Annotated in this window: 3 protein-coding genes; all 3 read left to right on the top strand. The window is 48.8% G+C overall.

Annotated elements, in window-relative coordinates; translation table 11 throughout:
* Nucleotides 1-145 precede the first annotated feature (145 nt).
* Nucleotides 146-499, top strand: coding sequence for a metal-sensing transcriptional repressor (locus tag IQ242_RS25265; RefSeq protein WP_002766602.1), 354 nt, complete (start codon nucleotides 146-148; stop codon nucleotides 497-499).
* 66 nt (nucleotides 500-565) lie between these two features.
* Complete coding sequence (gene rpsU, locus IQ242_RS25260; protein ID WP_002738938.1) at nucleotides 566-748, top strand: 30S ribosomal protein S21; 183 nt, start codon at nucleotides 566-568, stop codon at nucleotides 746-748.
* 154 nt (nucleotides 749-902) lie between these two features.
* Nucleotides 903-1,206 (top strand): uracil phosphoribosyltransferase (locus IQ242_RS25255; RefSeq protein WP_305070295.1); only part of this gene is annotated, 304 nt, incomplete at its 3' end.

Here is a 1,206-nt window from a genome sequence, read left to right as displayed (position 1 = left end):
TTTTAAAACCCGACACCCGACACCCGACACCCTCTTTCAAACCGAAGACCCCTGAACGGAAATTCAAACTGGACAAAACTATGCTAGGGGCTGGGGTCTGCAAGTGTGGCACACTAGAGAGTATAACTGAATTGACGGTAAGCCCTTGACTAATCAAATTACCCCTTTCGACCCCCTTCACAACCACGACGAGACGGGCCATGACCACGAGTCAAAAGGGACTCCCCACGTCCATAGCGAAGCTTCCCTGAAGCAAATTATTAACCGTCTCTCGCGGATCGAAGGACACATTCGCGGCATCAAGACGATGGTATCGGAAAATCGTCCCTGTCCCGAAGTTTTGATGCAAATTGCCGCTATTCGCGGGGCGATTGATCGCGTTGCCAGAATTATTCTCGACGAACATCTGAGCGAATGTATTGCCCGGGCTGCCCAGGAAGGTAGTATCGAGACAGAAATTGAAGAATTAAAGGCCGCCTTGGATCGCTTTTTACCCTAGATTGTGCTATAATGAGAAGTTGGCATTTTTTAGGCAGAGAGCAGTTACAGGAGGTGAATTAGGTTAATGACCCAAGTGGTAGTTGGTCAGAACGAGGCGATCGAATCAGCCCTGCGTCGTTTTAAGCGACAGGTAGCGAAAGCGGGAATTTATGCGGATATCAAAAAGCATCAATTTTTTGAAACCCCTCAAGAAAAGAGAAAGCGTAAAGCAGTAGCCCGGAGACGACAAAGAACCCGTCGTCGTTAAAATTAGCCAAGTCAGAAGCCGCTCGCAAGCTTCTGGCTTGCTTTTATTTTAACCTCTGTTTTGGGGTTGGGGAAGCGGGAAGTGGGGAGTGGGAAGTGGGGAGAAAAAAGCTGTTAAGATAAAGTTTAGTCCTCGATCGAGTTCTAGTGTTTTCATGGTTTTACAACTGCGCGTCTATGTTCCCGAACATCCTCTGGTTAAGCATTGGTTAGCGATCGCACGCGATCAAAATACCCCCTCGGTACTGTTTAAAACAGCGATGACGGAACTAGGCCGCTGGTTAACCTACGAAGCGGCGCGGCAATGGTTGCCGACCCTGGAAACTAGCGTTAAAACCCCTCTAGCGGAATGTCCGGCTACTTTTATCGATCCTAGCGTACCGATCGCCGTAGTTCCGATTTTAAGGGCAGGATTAGCCCTGTTGGAAGGAGCCCAAAGCCTTTTACCCCTAGCTAGTA

The sequence above is a fragment of the Microcystis sp. LEGE 08355 genome, from assembly GCF_015207185.1.
GTDB classification, from domain to species: Bacteria; Cyanobacteriota; Cyanobacteriia; order Cyanobacteriales; family Microcystaceae; genus Microcystis; species Microcystis panniformis.
This window is presented reverse-complemented; position numbering and strand designations above follow the sequence as displayed.